Raw genomic sequence first — 21078 nt, forward strand, 5'->3', positions numbered from 1 at the left:
CCGCCCTCGCCTCCCTTGCCACCACCGCCGCCCAGCTCGCCCAGCACCTCCTCACCGACCCCAACCTCGACCCCCACACCCTCGCCGCCGCCATCGAGCGCCTCACCCTCGCCCAATCCCTCCACACCCTCGCCAACCCCCAAGCCTCCCCCCACGACCGCGCCACCGCCCTCGACGCCTTCCACCAATACCGCCAGGCCGACCTCGCCCGCCAACGCCTCGAGCTGGCCCGCCAGCGCCTCGCCTCCCAACCCCCCCACGAACCTCCTCCCCCCGATCCCCTCGACGAGGAGGAAACCGCCCGCCTCCTGGTGGACCAGCTCGACCAAATCCTCGGCCTCAAACCCAAAAAGCCCAAAACCTCCCCTCCACCTCCTCCGCCGCCTCCACCCCCGCCGCCGGAACCACCCACGCCCCTTTCGCCCGCTTGGCCTCCTCCGCCCGCCGACCCCCTGCCTGGCCAAGGAGATTTTACACTCCCTCAGCCTCCGCCCCCTTCGCCCGACACCCCCTTTCCCCCTCAGCCTGAAGCCCCGCCCATCCCACCTTATCCCCCTCCATAGCGGGCTTGCTTCCAATGATTGCCAGGCAGGGCAAATCCCCTGCCGGCAATCCCCGGGGCCATTGCTGCCATCCTTGGAAAAAATAAAGCAGACGCCTTCAGAAACAGGAGCACCCTCCGCCGCAACTTCCCTTCGGCTCGCCCGCCTCATGCCCGGCCTTCACGGCCCGCCGGCAGCGGGGGAACTCTACCCCTCCAGCTTGCCGGCATGCGGCAGCAAGGCGCGGTATTCCGAAGGGGAGTGACCGGTGATCTTTTTGAAGACCCGGTTGAAGTGCGTCAGCGACTGAAAGCCCACCTCAAACGCAATCTCGCTGATCCGCAAATTCGGATTCAGCAGCAAATTCTTGGCCTTCTCGATCCGCACCCGCGAAACGTAATCGGTGAAATTCAGCCCCGTGACTTTCTTGAACATCTTGCAGAAATAAAAACTGCTCGTGTTCACCGCCCGCGCCACCATCGAAAGCGACAAATCCTCCGCCTGATGCGCCTGGATGTATTCCTTCGCCCGCGTGATCACCGGCGGCTCCGCATTCGCCCGCTGCATCAAAATCTGGTTGCTCACAATCGCCAGATGCTGCGCAAATATGCTCAGCAGCTTCACGATCGCCTCATAATGCTTCGGCGGTATCAGCTTCGTGCTGAAATAAATGTGCCGCAATTCCTCCCGGTCAATGTGTATGCCCCACTCCGCGATCAGCCGCGCCGTCCGATCCAGTTGCGCCTCCGTCGGCGCCTTCCGAAACACCTGCCCCGTCTGCAAAAAACCAATCAGCCGCTCCCCCAGCCGCACCGGCACCGCCGTATCCGTCAGCCCCACCGGACACGTCAGCGTGTGCGGCTCCGTCTGGGCGGCCTCCGAGAGTTTCTGCTGGATCTGCAGGCACACCGCGCACGAACGGCTCTTCTCCGCAATCATCGCGCACAGCGGATGCTCGTTGCGCTTGCCATGATGCGGAAGCTGCCACGACTCCAGCGGCTTGAAACTCACCGGCAGCCCCGTGATCTCCTCAAACGCCCGCTCGTAATCCTGGTAGATCGAAGACTGCGTCAATATCTCCGCAATCGTCCGATCGTTCTCCGCAAACGGCGAGGCCGGCGCCGGGGAGCTTTTTTTCTGCGTGCGGGGCGATGCGCGGCGCATGGGTTTGCCGGAAGCATGGGGCGCTTGAGCCACTGCAGCGGGCGCTGGCTCAAACACGGTTGGCGACTTGCCAAAAGTTGCTTCCACAAAGCCAATTTATATTAACCTTCTTTTGGCCACAATACCAATTTTGACTTGGGTCAGTTTCCCCCCAAAAATTACCCTCCACCCCCCCACCCGCACCCCCCGCCCGGACTTCCGCATTGCGGGATTCCTCCGCTTGCGGCAAGCTGGGCGTGGACTGCACACATGACACCATGACCCATGCCTTGCTCAGTCCCGACCTGCTCCGGCGCCTGGAGCAGTTCCAGCTCCTGGCCCGCCGCCGCGCCAAAAGCTCCGCCAAAGGCGAGCGCCGCAGCCGGGCCCGCGGCCATTCGGTGGAATTCGCCGATTACCGCCCCTACGTGGCCGGCGATGACCTGCGCTATCTCGACTGGAATCTCTACGGCCGCCTCGAGCGCCTCTTCCTCAAATTGTACGAGGAGGAACGCGAGCTCCCCGTCCTGATCCTCCTCGACGCCAGCGAAAGCATGGGCTTCGGCCAGCCGCCCAAGTTTGACTTCGCCCGTCAAATCGCCGCCGCCACCGGCTACGTCGCCCTTTGCGGCTTTGACCGCGTCAGCGTGCTGATCTTTCCCCGGCACGAGGAGGAAACCGTCGCCCGCCGCGGCCTGCACCTCGTGCGCGGCCGCAAAATGGCCTTGCCATTCTTCCAACTCCTCTCCCAGCTCCAACCCGGCGGGGCGGGGGACTTCAACGCCGCCCTGCGCCGGGCCGCCCTCGAAACCCGCCAGACCGGCGCCGCCGTCGTGCTCAGCGATTTCCTCGACCCGGCGGGTTATGAGGACGGCTTGAAGGCGCTGGTGGCCCGCGGCTTCCAGGTGCATGCCGTCCAAATCCTCTCCCCGGAAGAGCTCGCCCCGGCCACCTATGGCGACCTCCGCCTCGTGGACGCCGAAACCGGCGGCATCCAGGAGGTCACCTTCGGCAAATTCCGCCTCCGCGCCTACCAGCAGACCGTGGCCGCCTACGTCCAGCGGCTCCGGGAGTTCTGCGCCGCCCGCGGCGTCACCTTTTTCAGTGTCAGCTCGGCCACGCCCCTGGAGGAGCTGCTCCTCCGGCAGTTGCGGGCCGCGGAGGTCTGGGCATGAACTGGCTCTCCCCCGAAGCCCTGGTGTTTGCGGCGGCCCTGCCCGTCGTCGTGCTCTTTTACCTTCTCAAGCGCAAGCGCGTCGTGCGCCTCGTCTCCAGCACCGTCCTCTGGCAGCGCTTTCTGGCCGAGTCCCAGGCCAGCCGCCCCTTCCAAAAATTGCGCCACAACTGGCTCCTCTGGCTCCAGCTCCTGCTCCTGACCCTCGTCATCCTTGCCCTGACCCGCCCCTACTTCGGCGGCGATCAGCGCCTGGCCCGCCTCCGCGTCGTCATCCTCGACGGCTCCGCCTCCATGCAATCCACCGACGTGGCCCCCAATCGCTTCGCCGCCGCCCGCGCCCAGTTCTTGGATTGGTTGAACAGCCTCCGCGATGAGGATCAGGTCGTGCTGCTCTGGGCCGGCGCCCAGACCGTGGTTAAACAATCCGCCACCTCCCACAAACCCTCCTTGCGCCGGGCCGTGCAGGAATGTGTCCCGGCCGATGTCCCCACCCGCCTGCAGGAGGCCCTCCGCCTCGCCGAAACGCTCATCCGCAATCAAAACGACGCCGAAATCCATCTCTTCAGCGACGGCGCCGCCGCCGGCCTCGAAGAGTTTGCCCATGCCAATTTGCCCCTCGTCTATCACCAAGTGGGCGCGCGCGGCCACAACGTCGGCTGGATCGGCGGCGATGTCCGCGCCCATCCCGAAGACCCCGCCCAGCGGGCCGTCATCGGCCGGCTCCTCAACCCCACCACCAATCAATGGCTGGTCGAGGTCGCAATGGCCTTCGAGGGCCAGTCCGTCGCGCGCCAGGTGGTGTCCCTCCCCCCCACCAACACCCTCCCCGTCCTCTTCACCTTTCAACAGCCCCGCGATGGCGTGGTGCAGTTGCAAATTCATACCCCCGATGACCTGGCCGTGGACAATCAACTCTTCCTCATGAGTTACCTCCCGCGCCCCGTCCGCACCCTCCTAATCACCAAAGGCAACCGCTTCCTCGAGCGCGCCCTCCGCGCCGTCCCCTCCATGCAACTAACCGTGCAGCCAGCCTTGCTGGGGCCGGCGGCCGGTTTCGATCTGGTCATCCTGGATGACGTCTTGCCCGCAGTGTGGCCCGAGACCAGCCTCCTGGCCATCCATGTCCAGGCCACCAACTGGTTCGAGCGCGTGGGCAACCTCCCCAATCCCGTCATCGTGGATTGGCGGGCCAACCACCCCCTCCTGCGCTTTGTCAGCTTTGACAACGTCTATATTCGTGAGTCCCTCTCCGTGCCGCCGCCCTCCTGGGGCGCCGTGCTGGTGGAGGCCCGCGAAACCCCGCTCATCGTGGCCGGCGAGTGGAATCAGCAGCGCGTGTTGTGGCTCGGCTTTGACCCCCTGCAAAGCAACTGGCCCCTCATCTTCACCTTCCCCATCTTCATCGCCAACGCCGTCGAATGGTTGCACCCACCCGGCGCCGCAGGGCAGGGGATGCTCAAAACAGGCGAGCCCCTCCGCTGGACTTTGCCCGCCCCCGTGCCCGCCGCCGCAAAAATCATTTTGCCGGACAATCAGGCCATCCCCTTGCCCCTGGAAGCCGGGCGAAAAGAAATCATTTACGGCGGCACGGAGCGGATCGGACGCTATCAACTGGAGGCCGGCCCTCATCGCGCCGTCTTCTGTGTAAATCTGGCGGATGCCGCGGAAACCGCCACCACGCCGCGCCCGGAGCTGATCATGGGCGCGCACTCCCGCGCCGAGGCGGTGAAAAAAGCGCCGGCCAATCTCGAGTTCTGGCGCTGGCTGGCCCTGGCCGGGCTTCTGGTCCTGATGTGGGAATGGTGGTATTACCACAAACGAACCGTCTGAGCCACGGTACTCCCCGCATTCTCCCACTCATCCCCGCGCCCGCCCCCTCTTCCGCCGGTTACCCCTCAATTTTGCAGCCGCAACAGCGCAAAAATGCTCTCAATCAGATCCTTCGTCCGCAACACGTAGCCCGGCAACTGATCCGAACTGATGTTGAGAATCTCCAGCGCCGCCGGACTCCCCCGCAGCGCAAACGCCTGGTACCCATACCCGCACCCCAAAAAATACGCCGTGAGATTGCCCACATGCACAAGGGACGCCAGCCGCTTGTGGGGGCCCGCCGCTTCCGGTTGATGATGGCTCCACACCGCGGCAACCAGGTGCGGGGGAAATTTCCATTGGGCCAGCAGCCGGCCGCCCACCTCCCCATGGTGCACGCCGAGCAGTTGCTTCTCGGTGTCGGCCGCGTCACTGGGCCGGCTCTCAATCTCCTCCACCAGCCGGTCATAAATGTGCTCCAGCACCTGCGCCAGAACGATTTTCCCTACATCGTGCAGCAGCGCCGCCGTGAACGCCACGTTCTCATCATCGCCCAAGTCTTGCGCAATGATTTGGGCCGCCGCGGCGGCGGTCAACGAATGGCGCCACAGCTCGTCCTCCTTCAGCCCGTACGTTTGGTGCGAGCCTTTGAAAATTTGCGTGCCGCTCAGCGAGGTCACCAGCCGGAAAATCTGGTTGAACCCCAGGCGGGTCACCGCCTCAAATACCGTCTCCACCGGCAGGCTGCCCCGAAAGTACGCGCTGTTGCAACGCTGCAGCACGCTCGCTGTCAGGCCCGGATCCACATTGATGAGCTGAATCACATCGCTCAACGGCACATTCGGCGTCGCCAGCTTCTGCATCAACCGCGGCAACACCTGCGGCGCCGGCGGCAGATGCCGGGCTTTGGCAATGAAATCGTCTATTTCCTGCATAGCACAAAAGGCGTGGCTTTACCGGGTCGTTTGAGCGTGACCTCCCCGCTGCCCAAATCCAACATCATCGCCATACTGAGATATCCCCCAAACTCCGCCGCGGCCACCTGCAAATCATAGACGGGCAGCATGTTCTTCAACATCATCACGTTGCGCGGCCCCAAATCGTACGCCTGCTCCCCGTTGATGACTTCCATCCCCCCCGCCGCATGCACCTGGGCCTGCGCCAACTGCCCCCCCTGCCGCGCAAATTCTCGCAACAGCGCCTGCAATCCGGTGTCCACAAAAAGGCACGGCTCATCCATGCCGCGGCTCTCGTCCAGCATCGAATCCGGCAATATGGCCGCCAGCAGCCCACCCACCGAATTTACCGGATCATAAATCGCCACCGCCACCGCTGTCCCCAGCGGCGGGGTCTGCAGGGTCAGCAGGGGATCGCGCCCCACATACATGCTGCCCAAACCCACAATCTTTTCTCTCGCCATAATGACATTTCCTCGCCGGCGTGCCCGGCATTGCTGCCCTGAAGCTTGAAGGCCGCCGCGTCCCACCGGCGCCACTCCTGTCCGGCTCCCTTTCCATCTTCGGAATGGTCCGAAGTTAACATCGGCTGCCCTCCGCAGGTCCTTAAGTTGAAATTCCCGAGCGCTCGCAGCCCGCGGCCAGCCTTTGGCCCGGCAAAAATGACCGGCGTCCCCGGCGTTATTTTCCCAGATAACCGCCCCGGGCAAAGATTGCCCAAGGGGGGGGGACAAACCGAAAAGATGCGGAAAATCGCAGAAAAACGCCAAAATTCGGCCTTTTTTCCTGGCTGGCACGGCTGTTGCTTTGCTTCCGCCCAGCAACAAACACTGCTATGAGAGTTGCCGAGACAATCGAAACCAGGCCGTGGGCGGCGGATGCCCGGCAGGTGATTCACTTCCCCGCGGGGTTGCTGGGGTTTGAGCACCTCAAGGATTACATGCTGCTGGGTGCCCCCGAGGAGGCGCCGTTCTTCTGGCTCCAGGTGGTGGACGACCCCAACCTGGCTTTCGTGGTGGTGCCCCCCGCCGCCGTCGTGGCGGACTATACCCCGGACCTCAGCAACGAAGACGTGGATTTTCTCGGGCTCCAATCGCCGGACGAAGCCCTCGTGCTGAACATCGTGACGGTGCGCGGCCCGGCGCGCGCCACCGTGAATTTGAAAGGGCCGCTGGTCATCAACCGGCGCACCCTCGTGGGCAAACAGGTCATTCCGCTCAACGCGGCGGAGTACCCCGTAAACCATCCCCTGGCCGTGGGTGAATGAGCGCGGCCAACCAACCTTTAACCCTGCGCCATGCTCTATGTTGATCCTCTCACGCAAAATCGGCGAAAGCATCATCATCGCCGGGCGCATTACGGTGAAAATTGTCCGGGTGGAAGGCGACGTGGTGAAAGTGGGCATACAGGCGCCTTCCGATGTGCCGGTGCACCGCGAGGAGGTGTACCGGGAAATCCAAAACAACAACAGGGAAGCGTTGACCAGTGGCCGGCCCGTCATACCCAAATTGCGGCCGGACCCGGCGCCTTCCGCCCGAACATCAGTACGGCCCTGTGAGTGTCATAGCAGGACGTTAAACACTGAACCCAACCCACAAACCATCAACAGGAAGTAACTATGGTCATCAACACCAACATCCACGCGCAGGTCTCCGCTTCGAACCTGCAAAAAAGTCAGGAACTGCTCGGCAAGTCGCTGGCCCGCTTGAGCTCCGGGTCCAAAATCGTGGACCCCGCCGATGACGCCGCCGGCCTCGCCGTCAGCAACCGCATGGACGCCCAGATTAACCGTCTCGGCGCCGCCAAATCCAACGTGCTCAACGCCCTCTCGTTCACCCAAACCCAGGACGGCTACCTCAAAAAAGTCGCCAAGGCCCTGGACCGCATGAGCGAGCTGGCCATCCTCGCCCAGGACGTCACCAAGACCGACGCCGACCGCGACCTGTATCAGAAGGAGTTTGAGGAGTTGGGCAATTTCATCTCCAACACCGCCACCAAGGATTTCAACGGCGTCAGCCTGTTCACCAGCAACACCTTGGGCGTCACCATCGATGCTGAAGGCAACACCTTCGACATGAATGGCACCGACCTCAGCGTGACCGCTTACACCGACGCCATCGCCGCCAGTGTGGCCACCACCGTGGGCGCCGCCGACGCCCTGAAGAAGGTCAAGGACGCCATCAGTCAACTGGCCCAGGACCGCGCCAGAATCGGGGCCAACCAAACCCGCCTCCAGGCCACCATTGATCAGCTCGTCCTGGTCAAGGAAAACATGAACGCCGCCAGCTCCCGCATCCGCGACGTGGACGTGGCCGAGGAATCCACCGAGTACGCCCGCAACAACATCCTGGTCCAGAGCGGCACCGCCATGCTCGCCCAGGCCAATCAACTGCCCCAGAGCGTGCTGCGCCTGTTGCAGTAATTTCATCGCACGCGGCCGGCGCCGCCCCGTCCCATCCGGCGGCGGCGCCGTTCGCATTTTTACCCCCCCGGCCCCTGCCCAATCGAGGGATCCAGCCCACAGCACCCTCCCACTTATGACCGACTGGCAACAGGACCCCATCCTGGCGCGCTTTTACCAGCTTGCCACTCATCCCGCCAACGGCATCCGCGTGGTTTCCCTCGACTTCTTTGACACCCTGGTCCTGCGGCTGGTACACCGCCCCACCGATGTTTTCTACGAAGTCGGCGACCGGTGGCGCGCGGCCGGCTTGTGTCGGCCCGACCTCACACCCGAGGCCTGCGAGGTCTATCGGCGCGCCGCCGAGCGGCGCGCGCGTGAGCGATGGATCAAGTCGGGCAAAGGCGGTGAGGATGTTAATCTGGAGCAAATTTACGCGGAATTGCAGCCCCTCCTCACCACCCCCAGCGCCGCTGACATCGAACTGGCGGTGGAACAGGACGTATGCCTCCTCAACCCGGCCGTCTTCCACCTGGCTCACCACCTGCGGGAACAAGGCTTTCGGCTCGTGGTGGTGTCCGATATGTATTTGAGCGCGGCCCATTTGCAGTCCCTCCTCGCCGCCAATCACGTCCCGGAAGGTTTTTTCGATAGGATTTTCACCTCCAGCGACCTGGGAGTGTGCAAAGGCTCCGGCCATTTGTTTGCGCGCGTCGCCAGAGAATTGGGCGTGCGTCCCGCAGAAATTCTCCACTTGGGGGACAACCTCGAATCCGACGTCTTGGGTGCCCGCCGGGCAGGCGTGCGCTCCCTCGCCTACGTGGCCCACCATGTCCCCGAGTTCGCCCCCGTACTGGCCCGTGAGCAAACCCTGCTGGGGGACCGCCAGCCGTGGTTCAGTTGGGACGCGCTGCGCCTCCTCGCGGCCCGCCACTTCCCAGGCGACACCGCCGAAGCCTTCTTTGCGCGGGCAGGGGCCATGACCTTCGGCCCGCTGCTTACCCGCTTTGCCGAGTGGGCCTGTGATCAGTTTGCTTCCGCCGGCGTGCAAAAGGTGGGCGCCTTCATGCGGGAAGGGGAAATTCTGGGCAAACTCATCCAAAAGGAGGCCCACCGCCGCGGCCTCCCTCTGGAGGTTTCCCCTCTCTACGCCAACCGCTCCTCCACCGAACTGGCCGCCCTGGGGCGTGTGAACAGCGAGGGAGTAATTGATTGGTTGCTGCGGCACCGTGCCCTTGACGTGTGCACCATCTTGCAGCAACTGGGCCTCGACTCTCGGTGGTGCAAGGAAATGAAACTGCCCGAAACGGCCAAATTGCGCGAAGAATCTGCGATCATGCGCTTTGCGGAGTTCCTGTTTCGCCCGGACGTGGCCGCTCAGGTGGAGAAACACAGCCGGGAGGAACGCCGCAAGTTCCTGGATTATTTCACCGCCTGGCTGGACGGCAGCTCCGTAGTGGGGGTCTGTGATCTGGGATACAACGCCACCGCTCAGTGGCAAATCCAGCGCATCTTGCAACTGGAGGGGCTGAACACCCGGCTGCTGGGCTGTTATGTGCTAACTTACGAAAAAGCCGCCGAGCGGGTCTTGGAGGGTCTGGAGGTGCGCGATTTCCTGGGTGCCTTTGGCCATCCAGCCTGGCATCTGACCGCCTTCTTGCGCAGTCCGGTCTTTGCAGAAATCTGCCTCAATGCCCCGGTGGGCACCACTCTGGGCTACCGCCGGCGAAACGATGGCACCGTCGAGCCGGTGCTCGCGGAAACTCAGTTTCCGGAGCCGGTCAAGCGCAATTGTGCCGCCTTCAAACGCGGGGTGGAGCGTTATCAGGAGCTCTGGCACTGGCAGCTCAACCGCCGCCCGGAACTGGCGGATTCCTCCCGTGCCTTCACCCGCAAGCTCACCCATCATGCCGATGCCCGCAGCATGGCCATCTTGAGCCGTCTGGCCGCTTTTCCGCTCGGGGTGGAGGTTCAGCATTTCGGCAGTTTGACCCTGGATGACCGCTATTTCGAATCGGGTCAGGCGGCAGTGATCAGCGCTGACCAGGTGCAGGTGTTTCGTCAACGAGGTTACGCAGGCACCTTGAACACCTACCAAATCTTGTGGCCCCAAGGAGTGCTGCACGCGGCCAGTCCCGATATCGGCTCCCGTTTTTTCCAGTTGGCCGAGTCCTTGCTCAAATGCCGGCCTCAGGGCGAGTATGAGCTCCCCAAACACCAGGTGTGCGCTGTGGCTCGCTGGGATATGCAGCCATCCTCCCTTGCCGCCCTGCTTCCATCCCTCGCCAAACAGGTGCCGGCCTCGGGGCCGATCTCCCTGGTGCTGCTGGTGTCGGACGAAACACAGGCGGTGCGGAGCCGCGCGGGCATCGCCTCGCCGAACGGCCTCCAACTGACCTTGGTGGAAATGACCGACCCGGCGCGCTGGCACGAAAAAGTGTTGGAGGTCGCCGCCCGGTCTTCCGAACCATGGCTGTGGCTTATCCCTGCCTGCCAGACGATGCCGGAAGTCCCTTGGGCCAAACTCTACCAGAACGAACGCCTCGGGGCATGGACTGACACGGCCGCAGGCCTGGTGCTGCGCCGCACTGCCTGGCTGGAATCGTGCATGTTGTCCGGCCGCGGTAACCTCAACACCATGCTGACGGAGGTGGCCGAGGATCTGAAAAACCTGGGCTGGGAAGTCTCTGGCCACCGCACTCCGGCCCTCCCTGCCTCCCCTGCGACGCAGGAGGTTGCCGGCGCCTTGATCTGGCACGGCACCTTTTCCAATGCGGGCAGTCTCTCCGCCGTGAATCGTGCCCTGACCGCCGCCGTGGAAAAGCAGCCCGGTTGCCGCTTGACTCGCCTCCCGCTGGAGCAGAGCGTCAAAGTGCCCACCGCCCGAGGTGTTCTGGTCCGGCACGCCTGGCCGCCCGATTGGCGCCGGCCCGAATGCCGCAAATTCGTCGTTATCCAGCCGTGGGAATACGGACGGCTGCCCCAGGACTGGGTGCAACAGTCCGCTCAAGTGGACCAGTTTTGGGTCCCCTCCACTTATTTGCAGAAAGTCTATGTCGAATCGGGCATCCCGGCCGAAAAAGTCCGCGTGGTCCCTAATGGCGTTGACACCTCCAAATTCCACCCCGGCGTCCCCCCGCGGCCGTTGCCGACCTCCAAGCGATTCAAATTCTTGTTTGTCGGGGGCACGATTTTCCGCAAGGGCCCGGATGCCCTGCTCGAAGCCTACTTCCAAACCTTCACCCGGCGGGACGACGTGTGCCTGGTGATCAAGGATTTCGGTGGCAAGAGTTTCTATGCCGGGCAAACCATGACGCAGAAAATCAAAGCGCTGCAGCTGCGGCCTGATGCCCCGGAAATCCTCTACCTTAACGAAGACTGGCCGGAGGAGGCGCTGCCCGGGCTTTACACCGCCTGCGATTGCCTGGTGCACCCTTACCGGGGCGAAGGCTTTGGCTTGCCCGTCTTGGAGGCCATGGCCTGCGGCCTGCCGGTGATTGTGACCCGCGGGGGCGGCGCGGACGATTTCACCCCGGAAGCCCTGGTGTATTTCGTGCCCGCGCAACGCCAGAGCATCGGAGGCAGTGTGAGCGGTCTGAAGCTCGCCGGTGAGGGGTGGGTCCTGGAGCCCGACCGGCAGGTCCTCAGCCAATGGATGCGCCATGTCGTGGCGCACCCGGAGGAGGCCCGCCAAAAGGGCCGCGAGGCCGCCCAGTACGTGCAGGCCCACTGGACCTGGGACAAGGCAGCCGAGAAGGTGGTCACTTGTCTGCGGGAACTCGAAGCAGTGGAACCGACGGCTCCAGCTCCAGCCCCGCTGGCCCAGGAAACCAGACCCGCATCCATCACCTTGCCGCCGGCCGCCTGGTTGGGAAATTTGAAACAGGCACGGCAATACGTAGAGAAGAAACAGTGGCGCGAGGCGTGGGAAGAAACGCTCAAGGCCCTCGCTGTGCGGCCTTATCACCCCGAAGCCTATTTGCTCCTGGCCGAAATCGCCCGGGCCGTCAACGACCTGAACACCGCCCGCCGCCTTGCCGAGCGCAGCCGGCGCATGGCGCCCACCTGGAAAGCCCCCAAAAAATTGCTGCATTCTTTGCATGGCAAAGGCTCGGCCCACTGCCAAAGCTGGCCCCAGCCCCCGGCGGAGGACGCCGCGCCCCGGCTGACCGTGGCCTTGATTGTTAAAAACGAGGAAGCTTTCCTCGACCGCTGCCTCGCCTCCGTCAAGGAGCTGGCCGGCCAGATCGTGGTGGTGGATACCGGTTCCACCGACCGCACCGTCGAAATCGCCCGCGCCCACGGCGCCGAGGTGCATCATTTTGCCTGGTGCGATGATTTCAGCGCCGCCCGCAATGCCATGCTGGAACACGTCCGCGGCGATTGGGTGCTCATGCTCGACGCCGACGAAGAGCTGAAACCCGAGGGCCGCGCCCGGCTGCTGGAGGAAATGCGCAACCCCAAAGCCATGGCTTACCGCCTCCCCCTGGAGGACGCCGGGGCAGAGGACGAAGGATGCAGCTACGTGCCGCGCCTCTGGCGCAATGCCCCCGGCCTGTTTTTCGTGGGGCGGGTGCACGAGCAAATCTTCAGCAGCCTTGAGGTGCGCCGCGCCGAGTGGGGGTTGCAAAACCTCCTCAGCCAGGTGACCTTGCGGCACTACGGTTACAGCGCCGAGATCACCCAGGCCCGCGGTAAAGTCGAGCGCAACCTGCGGTTGTTGCAAAAGGCCGTCGCCGAGCTGCCCGCAGAGCCTAATCTTCTGATGAACCTGGGCCTGGAACTGGCCCGCTCAGGTCGGCTGTCCGAGGCCCTGGAACAATACGAGGCGGCCTTTGCCACCCTGAGCGCCAAACCGGCGGCGGAGGTGGTGCCCGAACTGCGCGAGCAGTTGCTCATGCAATACTCCTCGCATCTCATGCAGGCGCGGCGTTTTGCCGACGTAATCCGTGTGTTGCGCGCCCCGCTGGCCGTGCAGCAGGGCGGTTTGACGGCCTCGCTGCATTTCGTTCTCGGACTGGCCTTGATGGAGGAACAACGCGCCCTCGAGGCGGCCGCCGAAATGCGGGCCTGCCTGGCCAAACGCCATCAGCCCGCCCTCACGCGCATCAACAAGCTCATCCACACCGCCGCCCCATGGCATTGCCTCGCCCGCGCCCTGGCCCATGCCAGGGAAATTGACGCAGCGCAACAGGCCTTCTCCGAAGGCGTCGCCCAGCATCCGGACAATGTCCCGTTGCGTTGGGATTATGCGCGCTGGCTGTGGCAGCAGCAACAGGCCGTGCCGGCGCTCGAGCAGCTTCATGCCGTGGTCTCCCTCGACTCCGCCCGCATCGAGGCCTGGCTGTTGGGCGCTCAAATCGCGCTCAGCCGGCCGGAATATGACGAGTTTGCGCTGGATTGGACCGGCGAGGCGGTAAAGTGTCACCCGGACCACCACGAGCTGATGGCCCTGCGCGCCGAGGCGCTCCTGGCCCATGGGCATGTGGCGGAGGCGCTGCCCTTGTTGCGTCAGGTGGCGCTCAATGGCCACTTCCGCCTCCATGCCGCCCGTATCCTCTGCGAACTTGCCCTGGCCCAGGCGCCCGCCCCGTTGCCGCCGGAAAAGGAAGTCTTCGTCAGCCGTGAATTTATTGGCTGGTACCGCCGCCTCATTGACTGCCGGGGCGCGGCGGCGCTGCAACAGGTCAACCAACGCTTGGAGACCCTGGCCACAGTATTGCCTTCAGCCGCGCGGCTGCTCCAGGCCGCCCTGGCCGAGGCCGGGCAGGCCGGAGAGGGCGGCTCCGAAAATCTTTCCACGTCCGCTTAAAGTTTTTCGGCGACCTTCCGATAACTTGAGTGTCGTGTGACAAAGGCGGCCGGCAGCCTGGAAGAGCCGGCGGGGCAACGGTGGCCGCCCCCGAGATCGCGCCACCCGCGGCACGGAAGCCGCGCAATCCCCCGAAATGGGGGGTGACTCACGGAAGGAGTCAACTATGGTTATCAACACTAACACATCGGCCATCAGCAGCGCTCGTCTGCTCTCGGAATCATCCGCCATGCTCGCCAAGTCGCTGTCGCGCTTGTCCTCGGGTTCCAAGATCGTGAACCCGGAAGATGACGCCGGCGGTCTGGCTGTGTCGCTGAAATTCGACGCGCAGATCAACCGCAACAACGCGGCCAAGTCCAACGTCCTCAACGCCCTGTCCTTCAACCAGACCCGCGACGGGTACCTGCAGAAGGTGCAGAAGGCCCTTGACCGCATGAGCGAATTGGCCGTGCTGGCGCAGGACGTGACCAAAACGGAGAGTGACCGCGCCCTGTACGACAAGGAGTTCCAGGAGCTGAAGAGCTTCATCAGTGAGACGGCGCAGAAGGAATTCAACGGCATCAGTCTGTTCGATGGCACGACCCTGAAAATCACCGGTGACAGCGACGCCAACACCTTCGACCTCCAGGGGGTGAATCTGACGGACGCCAAGTACACCTTCGCTTCGGTCGACATCTCGACCAGCACCGGCGCCGTGAGCGCGCTGACCGCGGTCAAGGATGCCATTGACCAGTTGGCCACCGATCGCGCCACCGTCGCGGCCGGCAACGCGCACCTCACCTATGTGGCCGACCGGCTCAGCATCCTCAACGACAACCTGATCGCGTCCAACAGCCGCATCAAGGATGTGGATGTGGCCGAGGAAAGCACCAAGTTTGCCCGCTACAACATCCTGGTTCAGGCAGGCACCGCGATGTTGGCTCAGGCAAACGCCAGCCCGCAATCGGCGCTCCGCCTGCTCTCTTAAGCAGTGCGACCCATGCGGGTTTAGCGGACAACTCGGACGGCGCTGGGGCGCCGTCCGAGCCTTGATAAAAGCCGCCGGCCGAATGCCTGCCATCGGCCGGCGGCTGTATGCTTGCAAAAAAATACTTAAGCTGACCTATGGATTTGGGAGTCTCAGGCCTGGCCTCGGGGTTTGACTGGCGCAGCTTCATTGACCAGATGCTGCAAATCGAGCGCACCCCGCAAAACCGCATGCGCAACGAGCAGAGTTCTCTGCGCAAAATCAATGACGCCTACGCCAGCCTGAAAACCCAACTGCAGGCCCTCAAAGGCAAGGTCGAAGCCCTCCAAAAAGAGGAATTGTACCAGGCCCGCACGGCAAAATCCTCCGACGCCTCCCTCGCCACCGCCTCCGCCGCCACCGGCGCCGCCGTGGGCGAATACCGGTTCACCGTCAGCCAGTGGGCCACGGCCGCCATGCAGCAGGGCCTGACCAACCGCGGCGCCGCCCTGAGCCCCACCAATGACGTCTCCGGCCTGGTCCTCAGCCAGGCCGCCTTCTCCCGGCCCGTCACCGCCGGAACCTTTACGGTCAACGGCAGGCAGATATCGCTCGAGACCACCGACACCCTCCAGGGAATCTTTGATAAAATTGCCGCCGCCACCGGCGGCGCGGTCACCGGCAGTTACGATGCCGCCACCGATACCATTTCCCTGACCAGCGCCTCCCCCATCGTGCTGGGGGCCGCCACCGACACGAGCAACTTCCTGCAGGTGGCGCGGCTCTCCAACAACGGCACCGGCACCGTTACCAGCCGCTCCGCGCTGGGCTCGGTCCAGCTTGGCGCCAAACTCAATGCCGCCAATTTCAGCACTCCCATCACCGGCGATGCCGCGGGGAAGGGCGAATTCAAAATCAACGGCGTCAGCATCGCCTTTGACACCGCCACGGACACCGTGGCCGCCGTGCTGGCTCGCATCAACCAATCGTCCGCCGGCGTGTACGCCACTTATGATGCCGAGAGCGATCGCTTCGTCCTGACCAACAAAACCACCGGCGATGTCGGCATCGCCCTGGAGGATGTCACCGGCAATTTCCTGGCCGCCACCGGCCTCAGCGGCGGCACCCTGCAGCGCGGCGCCGATTTGCAATACTCCGTCAACGGCTCCAGCACCCTCATCAGCCGCAGCAACACCATCACCGAGGAAACCAGCGGCATTGCCGGCCTGTCGGTGACCCTCCTCAAACCCCCGCCCGCGGGCGGCACCGTGGACTTTACCGTGACGGTGGGCGCGGATACCGAAAAGGTGAAAACCGCGCTCAACGATTTCCTCAGCGAGTACAACAAAACCCAGTCGCTGATTGATTCGCAAACGGCGATCACCACCGATGCCAATGGCAAGGTCACCGCCAATACCCTGGCCGGCATGACCGATGTGTATGAAATCGCGCGGCAGTTGCGCGCCCTCGCCACCCAGGCCCTGAGCGGCCTGTCCGGCGGCTTCTCCCGCCTCAGTGATCTGGGCGTGGACACCTCCGGCACCGATAATTCCCTCAAACTGGCCAACAGCGCCAAGCTGGATGACGCCTTGAACAACCGGCTCAGCCAGGTGGCCGCCTTCTTCACCGACAAAACCTATGGCTTTGCCGCCAAATATAATGCTTACCTGGAACACGTGGTGGATGAGGAGGGCGTGCTCGCCAAAACCCAGAACTCGCTCAACAAACAGGTCACCCAGTTGGATGACCAGATCGCCGAGCAGGAACGCTACGTCCAAAACCTTCGCGAGCAGATGGTCCGCAGCTTCATGGCCATGGAAAACGCCCAGGCCCGGGCCAATCAGCAGTTGTCCTTTTTGCTGCAACGCTTCAAATCCTGACCCCGCCCACGCCTTCAACGCCCACACTTTCCGCTCAACTTCCCGCCCGCCCTGACGATAAGGATGAATGTGAACAAAGAATTTTGTCCGCAGATCCCGCCCGGGGTGGAAGTGGAGATGGACGGGCGCAAGCTGTGGTTCAGCCAGGCGCCGGCCTCCTTGGAGGCCCTGCTCGAGCACCTGGCCCGCCGCAGCCTGCAAACCCGGCGGGTCGTCGAGGCCCTGCACGTGGATGGCATGCGCGTGCACCCGGAAAAGGCCACGCAGGTGGTGACCCAGTTCCAACAACTGAAGGTGCAAACGGCCAGTCTGGACGAAATCCAGGCCCGCCGTTTGCACGAGGCGCTGGCCCACGCCGACCAGCTCCGCCAGCAGGTGCGGGGGGTGTCCCTGGTCCTGCTCATCAACGAATGGCGGCAGGCCCATGCCCTCTGGCAGGCCCTCGTGCCCGGCCTCCGCGAGTTGTTGCTCGCGGTGTGGAGCCTGGAGGAGCTGCGCGATGCCCAAGGCCCCCAGGGGGAACAGCTCTGGCAGCCGCTCCGCCAGCATCTGGAGTCCATCGAGGTGCACTTCAGCCGCACCGAGTGGATGTTTCTCGAATACGAAAACCGCTGGGGCCTGACCGAGGCAGTGAATCTCTCCGAGCAACTGGAAGTCAACCTCGGCAAATGGTTGGAGAAACTGACCGAGCACCTCGCCCGGCTGGGAGAACATTTGCGCGCGTGAGGGGCCATGGATAATTGGCAAGCCATATCCCGTTGGGCGCCGCTGGTTTGGCTGGCTCTCCCGCTGGCTTTCGGCGGGTGTCTGACGGATCGCCCCCCGGACCTCGTCATGGGCCAGGTCCACCGTCCCGTCAACATTCACACCAGCCCCCAATTCCCCGCCCAGACCCTCCGGCGGGTGGCCGTGCTGCCCTTGGTGAGCGACGTCGCAGGCGCCACCGGCCAGTTCGGACGCGACACCTTGGAGCCGGAAATCCGCGCCGAGCTGTCCCAGATGGGCCGCTTCGAACTCGTTTTCCCCACCATGCAGCAGCTCCGGCAATGGACAGGTCAAGCCACCTGGACGGCCGAAGAAAAACTCCCGCGCCAGTTTCTCAGCACCCTGCGCCAGCAAACCGGCTGTGAGGCTGTCTTGTTCTGCCGGCTAACCGCCTACCGTCCCTATCCGCCCCTGACCATTGGCTGGAATCTGAAGTTGGTCGAGGCCCGGGAAGGAGAGATTGTTTGGGCGGCGGATGAGGTGTTTGACGCCGGCAACCCGGCGGTGGCCAACAGCGCCCGCCTCTATTACCAGAAAAATACCAAAGACCAGCCGCCCTTGAATGACAGTCGCAGCATCCTCAACTCCCCCAGGCACTTCGGCCGTTATGCCTTCCACGCGCTGGTCGAGCGCATCCCCCCCGCCGCCCCGCAAAAAACCCCTCAAGTTTTCGCCGGAGCTGCCGATAATAAAGGTGGAAAACAGAAATAGGCCTGCCAATAATTGAGTGATAGGCATGCAAATCAATCCGAACAGTCCTTTACGGCCGGTTCCCACGGTGGGCAACTCGCCGTGGGCCCCTGTCAAACCCGCCGGGGAGCAGGGAACGGTTGATTTCAAAGCCACCGAAGCCCTGGAAAAGGCCCTCGAGCGCACCCCGGACGTGCGCCCCGAAAAAGTGGAAAAGGCCCGCCAGGACATCGGGCAGGTGGATTATCCGCCGCGCGAAACCATCCAAAGAATTGCGCAACTGCTGGCTTTGAACTGGGACAACTCCAACAAGTAACCGTTACCTCCTGCCTGCCATGGCCCTGCCCAACCCTTATCAATCCTACCGGCGGATGGCTGCCCAGACGGCAACGCCCGGACAATTGGTGCTGATGTTGTTTGATGGCGCCATCAATTTTCTCGAACGCGCCGCCAAGGGCTTCGAGCTGGATGATCCCCTGGAATTTAACACCACCATCAACAACAACATCCTCAAGGCCCAGGCCATCATCAACGAATTAAATGGCTCCCTCGACATGGAGGCCGGCGGCGAGCTCGCCGCCAACCTGCGCCGCCTGTACGAATACATGGACTATCGGTTGACCGAGAGCAACCGCACGAAAACCCCGGAAGGTTTGCACGAAGTCATTCAGCGGCTGGGCGTAATCCGGGATGCCTGGGCCGAAATGATGCGCCGCCAAAACGCCACCCAGGATAGCGCCACCCCCGCGTTGTCCTCCTTGATGGCCTGACATGACCGCTACGGCAGATTTGCTTGAACGCTTGCAGCAATGGCGTGATACCACCCTGGAAGAGCGCCAAGCCATCCAGGGCGGCCACTGGGAACTGGTGGCCGCCTGCCAGGCCCGCAAAAGTGAGTGGATGCGCGACTGGCCCTTTGCTCCCACCCATCTGGCCGGGGAACCCCCCGAAGTCCGCGCCCTGGTGGAAGAGATCCTGGCCCTGGAGCGCGGCAATTACGACGCCCTGACCGCCGGCCTGGAGAACACCCGCCAGCAGCTCGCGGCCATCGGCCAGAGCCGCCAACATTTGCGGCAGCTCCGCCGCGCCTATGGCAGCGGCCGGGCCTCCGCCTGGGAATCCTGGTCTTAAGCCGTGGGGCCGCCCGAGGCCTCCGCCGGGCTGTCCAGCGACTCACGCAGGGTGATCAACAGACGCTGATTCTCCAACGGCTTGGGCAGCAGGCTCGCCTGCACGCGTTGCGCCAGCGATAACAGCTCCGGCGTCATCTCCTGCACCATCAAAATCACTTTCAATCCCGGCCATTGATGGCGCAGCCGGTTCATGAGCTGCCACGCCGTCATGTCCGGCAGATTCACCTCGGCCAGCAGCACTTTCGCCGGTTGGGGACTGCTCGCCGCCAGTCGCAGCGCCTCCTCGCCGGTCCCGGCCAACTGCACCTCGTAGCCCCGGTAACCGAGCACCGCCTTCAACAGTGTCCGGCACGCGGAATCGGATTCCACCACCAATACGGACTCGGAGCCTTCCAGTTTTTTCTGCTGCAACAACAACGCATCCTGGGCCAGCGGCTCCGGCCGCGAAGCCGGCGGCCGGGCGGGTAAATACACATGCACGCGGGTGCCTTTGGCCTTCTGGCTCTCCACCTCCAGCCACCCGTTGTGCAAAGCCAGGATTTCATTGGCGGCAAAGAGGCCCAACCCCATCTCCCGATCGGCATGCGTGGTGAAAAACGGTTGCTGCAACCGGGCCAGCACCTCCGGCGCCATCCCATGACCGGTGTCGGACACAATAATATGCGCGAAAAGACCCGCCCGCCGTGGCGGCGCCGCCTCGGCTGCCTGAAATTCAGCCTTCTCCAGGACAAAGGCCAGCTCGCCCCCGCAGGGCATGGCTTCGCGCGCATTCAAACACAGATTGATCAACAGTTGCCGCAGGAGGGCGGGGCGCCCAAGAATCAGCCCGGGGGCGCATTCCACCCGCAGCTTGGCCACCCGCACGGCGCGCCCCAGGCAGTGTTGCATCAAGGTGATGATTTCTTCCAGCAGCACCCGCGGATCCAGCAGCTCCGGATGACTGGGACCCTTGCGGCTGAAAAGCTGCAGATGGCGGATCACCTGCGCGCCGTTTTGCGAGGCCGCCCGCGCATTGCGAATAAACTGCAAACACTCCGCCGGCGTATCCGGCGAGCTCTCCGCAAGATCCAGATTCGAAAGAATGGCGGTGAAGTAGTTGTTGAAATCGTGAATGACCCCATTGATGACCGGGCCCAGACTCTGCGTTTGCTGGGACCGCAGCAGGCCCTTGCGCAAAATAAGCTGTTGCGCCGGCTGGCGGAAACGCACCAGGCAGGTGCGTTGTTCGGGCGGCCCAAGCGGCGTGACCACCGTTTCCACCGGCGTGGCCTCGCGCTCCTGTCCCCCACGCCGGACGGACACCCACCAGGTGGCGCCCGGTGTGCTGAGGCCGGCATCAGGCTCCAACTCGCACGGATTCTGGCTCAGCCCCAGGGCTGTCACCGGCTGCCCCACCACTTGCTCCCGGGATACACCAAAGAAATCCTCCGCGGCCACATTCAGCGCCGCAATCCGCCCCGCTTCCACTATCACCAGGGCGTCCTTGTCGGCCTCAAAACTGGCCTGTTGCAAGGCCGCAGTGCCGGGGCCTGACCCCGGGGCGGGCGCTTCCAGCAAGGCATGCCAGAGCGGGCCGTTCGGGGGGGGCTCGGGCAACCGTTCAAGCGTCAGGCCCCAGGCCGATGCCACACTGGCCGAACCATTGGAGAAAGCCACCTGTCCGCCTCCCTGATTTTTGGCCGCTTGCCATGCCTGCCGGGCCTGCTCTTGCAAAGCGGCAGGCAATAGGTCCCACCAGGCGCAACCCGCTGCCACTTCGGCGGGCACTTGCAATAACCTAACGGCGCTCTGCCCCCACCACCTGACCTTCCCCGTATCATCCAG

Annotated in this window: 17 protein-coding genes and 1 pseudogene; 14 read left to right on the top strand and 4 right to left on the bottom strand. The window is 63.7% G+C overall.

What is annotated here, in order from left to right:
* Positions 1 to 563: hypothetical protein (locus tag N3J91_11155; GenBank protein ID MCX8156985.1), on the top strand; the 563-nt coding region annotated here is incomplete at its 5' end.
* Between the two features lie 186 nt (positions 564 to 749).
* Here the strand turns inward: N3J91_11155 and N3J91_11160 are convergent.
* Complete coding sequence (locus N3J91_11160) at positions 750 to 1793, bottom strand: helix-turn-helix domain-containing protein (GenBank protein MCX8156986.1); 1044 nt, start codon at positions 1791 to 1793, stop codon at positions 750 to 752.
* Positions 1794 to 1963: 170 nt separating this feature from the next.
* Between N3J91_11160 and N3J91_11165 the strand changes: the two genes are divergently transcribed.
* Positions 1964 to 2860, top strand: a complete 897-nt coding sequence (locus tag N3J91_11165) for a DUF58 domain-containing protein (GenBank protein MCX8156987.1) — start codon at positions 1964 to 1966, stop codon at positions 2858 to 2860.
* Positions 2857 to 4692 carry a VWA domain-containing protein gene (locus N3J91_11170; GenBank protein MCX8156988.1) on the top strand — a complete coding sequence of 612 codons (1836 nt, stop codon included), beginning with the start codon at positions 2857 to 2859 and terminating at the stop codon, positions 4690 to 4692. The genes N3J91_11165 and N3J91_11170 overlap by 4 nt, the downstream gene beginning before the upstream one ends.
* A gap of 65 nt (positions 4693 to 4757) precedes the next feature.
* Here the strand turns inward: N3J91_11170 and N3J91_11175 are convergent, their stop codons facing one another.
* On the bottom strand, positions 4758 to 5606 hold the full coding sequence (locus N3J91_11175) for an HDOD domain-containing protein (protein ID MCX8156989.1): 849 nt from the start codon (positions 5604 to 5606) through the stop codon (positions 4758 to 4760).
* Positions 5594 to 6091 carry a chemotaxis protein CheD gene (locus N3J91_11180; GenBank protein MCX8156990.1) on the bottom strand — a complete coding sequence of 166 codons (498 nt, stop codon included), beginning with the start codon at positions 6089 to 6091 and terminating at the stop codon, positions 5594 to 5596. The genes N3J91_11175 and N3J91_11180 overlap by 13 nt, the downstream gene beginning before the upstream one ends.
* A 371-nt stretch (positions 6092 to 6462) precedes the next feature.
* Between N3J91_11180 and N3J91_11185 the strand changes: the two genes are divergently transcribed.
* The 11 genes and pseudogenes from N3J91_11185 to N3J91_11235 all read left to right on the top strand — a co-directional run bounded on the left by N3J91_11185 (position 6463) and on the right by N3J91_11235 (position 19252).
* On the top strand, positions 6463 to 6894 hold the full coding sequence (locus N3J91_11185) for a flagellar assembly protein FliW (GenBank protein MCX8156991.1): 432 nt from the start codon (positions 6463 to 6465) through the stop codon (positions 6892 to 6894).
* 37 nt (positions 6895 to 6931) lie between these two features.
* Positions 6932 to 7117: pseudogene (gene csrA / locus N3J91_11190) on the top strand (carbon storage regulator CsrA).
* Between the two features lie 128 nt (positions 7118 to 7245).
* Positions 7246 to 8049 (top strand): flagellin, encoded by an 804-nt coding sequence (locus tag N3J91_11195; protein MCX8156992.1) that lies wholly within the window; start codon positions 7246 to 7248, stop codon positions 8047 to 8049.
* Between the two features lie 115 nt (positions 8050 to 8164).
* A complete protein-coding gene (locus N3J91_11200) occupies positions 8165 to 13840 on the top strand; it encodes a glycosyltransferase (protein ID MCX8156993.1) in 5676 nt (1891 codons plus the stop codon).
* A gap of 166 nt (positions 13841 to 14006) precedes the next feature.
* Positions 14007 to 14807 (top strand): flagellin, encoded by an 801-nt coding sequence (locus tag N3J91_11205; GenBank protein ID MCX8156994.1) that lies wholly within the window; start codon positions 14007 to 14009, stop codon positions 14805 to 14807.
* Between the two features lie 137 nt (positions 14808 to 14944).
* Positions 14945 to 16666: a flagellar filament capping protein FliD gene (gene fliD / locus N3J91_11210; protein MCX8156995.1), complete on the top strand. Its 1722-nt coding sequence runs from the start codon at positions 14945 to 14947 to the stop codon at positions 16664 to 16666.
* A 69-nt stretch (positions 16667 to 16735) separates the two neighbouring features.
* The gene (locus tag N3J91_11215) at positions 16736 to 17392 is read left to right on the top strand and encodes a hypothetical protein (GenBank protein ID MCX8156996.1); all 657 of its coding nucleotides are present in this window, start codon (positions 16736 to 16738) and stop codon (positions 17390 to 17392) included.
* A 6-nt stretch (positions 17393 to 17398) separates the two neighbouring features.
* A complete protein-coding gene (locus tag N3J91_11220) occupies positions 17399 to 18142 on the top strand; it encodes a hypothetical protein (protein ID MCX8156997.1) in 744 nt (247 codons plus the stop codon).
* Between the two features lie 25 nt (positions 18143 to 18167).
* Positions 18168 to 18437: a hypothetical protein gene (locus N3J91_11225; GenBank protein ID MCX8156998.1), complete on the top strand. Its 270-nt coding sequence runs from the start codon at positions 18168 to 18170 to the stop codon at positions 18435 to 18437.
* Positions 18438 to 18456: 19 nt separating this feature from the next.
* Positions 18457 to 18891, top strand: a complete 435-nt coding sequence (gene fliS / locus N3J91_11230) for a flagellar export chaperone FliS (protein ID MCX8156999.1) — start codon at positions 18457 to 18459, stop codon at positions 18889 to 18891.
* A 1-nt stretch (position 18892) separates the two neighbouring features.
* Complete coding sequence (locus tag N3J91_11235; protein MCX8157000.1) at positions 18893 to 19252, top strand: hypothetical protein; 360 nt, start codon at positions 18893 to 18895, stop codon at positions 19250 to 19252.
* On the opposite strand, the gene N3J91_11240 is transcribed toward N3J91_11235, so the two are convergent.
* On the bottom strand, positions 19249 to 20883 hold the full coding sequence (locus N3J91_11240) for an ATP-binding protein (protein ID MCX8157001.1): 1635 nt from the start codon (positions 20881 to 20883) through the stop codon (positions 19249 to 19251). The genes N3J91_11235 and N3J91_11240 overlap by 4 nt on opposite strands.
* Positions 20884 to 21078: the final 195 nt, after the last annotated feature.

It is taken from the genome of Verrucomicrobiia bacterium, assembly GCA_026414565.1.
Lineage (GTDB): Bacteria > Verrucomicrobiota > Verrucomicrobiia > Limisphaerales > Fontisphaeraceae > Fontisphaera.